The 4,098-nt window shown below is 37.5% G+C and carries 2 protein-coding genes and 2 pseudogenes; 2 read left to right on the top strand and 2 right to left on the bottom strand.

Translation table 11 applies throughout. From position 1 onward, the window contains the following. Positions 1-155: 155 nt before the first annotated feature. Positions 156-713, top strand: a pseudogene (locus tag ABHN01_RS25280) (2-keto-3-deoxygluconate permease); the annotation flags it as partial. A gap of 426 nt (positions 714-1,139) precedes the next feature. On the opposite strand, the gene ABHN01_RS25275 reads toward ABHN01_RS25280, so the two are convergent. Then, positions 1,140-1,421 carry an IDEAL domain-containing protein gene (locus ABHN01_RS25275; protein WP_429877829.1) on the bottom strand — a complete coding sequence of 94 codons (282 nt, stop codon included), beginning with the start codon at positions 1,419-1,421 and terminating at the stop codon, positions 1,140-1,142. A gap of 556 nt (positions 1,422-1,977) precedes the next feature. Here ABHN01_RS25275 and ABHN01_RS25270 point away from each other — a divergent pair. Further along, positions 1,978-2,298: pseudogene (locus ABHN01_RS25270) on the top strand (hypothetical protein); the annotation flags it as partial. A gap of 692 nt (positions 2,299-2,990) precedes the next feature. On the opposite strand, the gene ABHN01_RS25265 reads toward ABHN01_RS25270, so the two are convergent. Continuing rightward, on the bottom strand, positions 2,991-3,968 hold the full coding sequence (locus tag ABHN01_RS25265; RefSeq protein WP_429877830.1) for a nucleoside hydrolase: 978 nt from the start codon (positions 3,966-3,968) through the stop codon (positions 2,991-2,993). Between the last annotated feature and the right edge of the window lie 130 nt (positions 3,969-4,098).

The following is a 4,098-nucleotide window of genomic DNA, read 5'->3' as shown; positions in this document are numbered from 1 at the left end:
CGAACATAAATATTACAATTTTCTGAAGATCGCCCCCCAAATCTTGTTGAATCTGGGCTAAAGGATAACGGCAAATAGGATTGTTCTTTTTCAAAAAAACGTGATAGATTAAATCAGGCCAAGATCCACCCGCAATTACCAGTGCAGGAAATTCCTTTTTTGTTTTCATTGGTAGTCCGGTTATTGCGCTCTTAATTTCATGTTTTGCAGCATATTACTTCCTTGGGTTTAGACAAAATATGGATCGGAACATGATTAAAAAGTTAACGGACGAATGTTTATTGCCGGTCGATTCGATTATATTAATTATCGGTGCCGGTGGAGGATTTAAACAAATTTTGATCGATAGCGGTGTAGGAACATGGATTGCGCAAATGTCCGATCATTTATCTCTTTCTCCGATCGTGTTAGCCTTTATGGTAGCCGGGTTGATCCGAATTGCAACAGGTTCGGCGACAGTCGCGCTTACAACGGCAGCTGGTATTGTGTCGCCAATTATTCAGCACATGTCCGGTGTGAACTTGGAACTCCTTGTTATCGCGACAGGGGCGGGATCACTCATGTTCTCACACGTTAATGATGCAGGTTTCTGGTTAGTCAAAGAATATCTCGGATTAACGGTTAAAGAAACGTTTAAAACATGGACGGTCTTGGAGACATTGCTTTCATTTATCGCGTTCTTTGCTGTTTTATTGATCGATATTTTTGTTTAAAAAGGAGAACTCCTTCTACGTTTTGTAGAAGGAGTTTATGCTGTTTATGAAAAATATGTCTGTCCGCAGTCTTAGGTAGGAGGCAAGGATTATTATGTTTGCTTAAAATACTGATTTTACGAATTAACAACTTCGGTAATAAAAACAGCACATGTGCTAAATCAAAATCGAGGGAAAAATGAAAAAGACAGTACGAATTAATTACAGTCTTTTATATCTTTGCAAATTTGATTATCGTCCGAAAAAAGTAGGCTTTTTATATATGGTTGATATTTCTTTTGTCAGAAATCATATCAAGTTCGATTTTTGCATAATAGAAATGGTGATGGGAGAAGCTGTTTTACGAAGTTTGGCACGTTCTGCAATTTTACAACATTCTTAGTTTAAATTTTCGTCTTCATTGTAAACTCATAAACTTTGATCCTATTATTGTTGTTTTAATTTCTCATATTGGGCGGATAATTCAAGAAATAAAGCTTTATCTTTTGCATCTAGGGCAGCATCAATTTTAATCTCAAGAAGCTCTAGTTTTCGATTTAACAGTGCTTTTTCCAAGACACTTTCCATATACGTATCAACAATGGATAACGTTTTGTTCCTATATTTACCTTTTTCATTTTCTTCTTTCTTTAGTGAACGGTTGTGCATGGATTTCAAGATTTCATTATACGATCTCGATTTATACGGACGTGGTCGATTATTTTTCATACAGATCACCTCTGAACGTTTTTAATAATATATGACCAACATTCACAGCAATACCAACACCCACATTGTTCACTCGTTCAATATTACTGAAGGTATGAGAAGAATTCCATGTACTGCCTCTGTCTTTTCTTCCCCCATTCAATGTTTTTTGTCTATTTCTTCTTCTCAAACATAGGATAAATACGTCTAATGTTTTACTTTTATTGGAGTTAGCAGCCAAATCCCAACGAAAAGCAAAAATGCAAAAATTTACGCAATGGTTAGATTTAACATTTTGAAAAGATCCTGAGACTCCGTTTTTTATTAGTGAGACATCAGGTTCTTTTCGCATTCAAATAGAAATTCAAGTGTAGAAAATAGCGGCGAAGTAATGTAAAAATATAAAAGTTCATTCTGTATGTCTTGTTTAAAGTGTAGGCTTAAGGTACCGTTGCATGAAGATCACTCATAAAGCATCAGCAGACACAAACGATTTTCAAAGACACACGAAAATTGGCGGAGCAGGCAGTGAACATGATAGTAGCTCTACTGAATGGCATAATTCTGGTTGATCTCCATGTCGGTCAGCGGCCTCGTACAAGGAATTTCTCCAATTGGAGTGGACTTCGGAACCCTATCTGGAAGATCTCTTTTAGTAGAAGTTGAAACTGGAAGGGAAGTAGCTACAGCAGTGCAGGAATATACGCATGGAGTGATGGACAGCCATCTTCCGAATGGTACTAAGCTTGGAGAAGATTGGGCGCTGCAGCATCCAGGAGATTATTTGGAAGTTTTGCAGATTACTATCCCGCAGGTCTTAAAGGAAGCTAATGTTTTCGCTGAGGATGTAATAGGAATCGGCATTGACTTTACTGCTTGTACGATGCTGCCCGTTGAGGAGATTACATACAAGTAGACAAAGGATGATTATGAATGAAAGAAAACTCAAAATATATACAAGTGAAAAATCAGATAAAAGAATGGATTCTAGAAGGAAAAGTGAGGCCCGGAGAAAAGATCTATTCGTATCATGAATAACGGAATGTCCCTGCTCGGCGTGGGGATTGACTGACAACAGGGTATTAAAGGATTTGTTTTACTTGCAGCTGTAGCACTGGATATATATAACAAAAACAAAGCGGCAAGATTCATGAACAATACTCGCCTTCAAAACTCAAAAGAAAACAGTAAGGGCACTTTACACGGTACACAATTAATTTTTCAACCCAGCTTAGGCTGGGTTTTTTTTACATGCTAACGAAAGTCTGGATTACGATGTATGCGATCAAGAACGTTTTAAAAGACGAAGATATATGAAAAGCTCCCGATACGCCGAGCTTTTCATAGGGAAGGCAATTTTTTAATTCATTCAGTTTTACTCGCGACTTTTTTTGATGAATAAATAATTTCAGGACCTCCGGATGAAGTTTTTTTAAAATTCTGTCTTGATTCATCTTTATGAAATCGTTATAAAGTACAAAAGAGAACCTCTAAATAATTAGGGGTTCTCTTTTGTGACGTTTGTCAGTTTTTAAAAGCTATGAATCCATTGAAAGTTAATGTAATTGAAACAAGATATTGCTTAAATAGTTAATTCGACACTGGAAACTTAGTAGTTAGGGTGCGGATAAAATCTTGTATAAACGCTTGATAATTGAAACCTATGACAATTCGATCAAGAGTTTCTTTGGGTTCTTCCGTCGGCTTCGCACGGAAATCAGCAACTGTCCTGCCTCTTGACAGAAGTGAAAACTCAACCCTGACTCTCCGTAATAAATATTCAAACTGTTCGGGAGCAATAACAGCAAACAGCGTCAGAACATCGTGCAGGGGGGCTCCATTAATACCTGGAATTAATTTCTTATAGGCGTTAAAATAATAATCAAAAATAGGCTTAATTAAGAACGAGAAAGGATTGGTTTGCTGCTGAGTGATCCTGTCTATTATTTCCGTTGTAACGATGGAAAAGTTAGTCACATTAAGAGGGAGTATCGTAATGTTGGATCCATTTTCAAGGACTAAATCGGAGGCAACAGGGTCACCATGAAAGTTCGCTTCAGCAACAGCTGTAACATTACCAGGAAAGTTAAAAGCTCCCCCCATCACGTAAATTTCCCGTACAGACTTCATCGACTGTTCTCCGTCAAGAAGAAATGCAATAGCCAAGGATGTGGATCGTCCTACATCCACGATCGTTAAATGATTCTTATATCTTTTGATGATTGAAAATATTTCTTGAAAGGGTTTGTGATTACCGGGGATATTTTCTGGAGGCCGAATAGGACCAAGTCCCTCTGGGCCGTGTATTTCTGGATAAAATGTGACTAACTCACCAGAAAAAGGACCCTGTGCTCCATCGATTACTGGGATATCACTTCTTCCTGCTAATTGCAATATATAGGCAGCGTTATCGGTTGCTTGTTCTGCCGAAACATTTCCATACCCTGTCACAATACCGACTATCTCTATTTGAGGATGTAATAATGCATAAATAATGGCTAATGCATCATCAATTCCTGGATCACTAAACAACAGGACATACTTCAACTTAACCACCCCGATTAACATAGCAATTGGTGTTTTTAATAACGCAAAGTTAATTGTGTGATTAATAATATATGTAAAATTAATGAGTAGGTTCTTTATAAAAGCAGTACTGCTACCTGCCGAAGGAAACTGGTTGTTCCATAGAGCAGCC

It is taken from the genome of Fictibacillus sp. NRS-1165 (assembly GCF_050468105.1).
In the GTDB taxonomy this organism is placed as follows: Bacteria; Bacillota; Bacilli; order Bacillales; family Fictibacillaceae; genus Fictibacillus_C; species Fictibacillus_C terrinigri.
The sequence above is the reverse complement of the archived record's forward strand: the minus strand, read 5'-3'. Positions and strand labels throughout refer to the sequence as shown.

Coding starts and splice junctions, on each gene's coding strand:
- ABHN01_RS25265 (WP_429877830.1), bottom strand. CDS start 3,968: ATGTTAATCGGGGTGGTTAAGTTGAAGTATGTCCTGTTGTTTAGTGAT.
- ABHN01_RS25275 (WP_429877829.1), bottom strand. CDS start 1,421: ATGAAAAATAATCGACCACGTCCGTATAAATCGAGATCGTATAATGAA.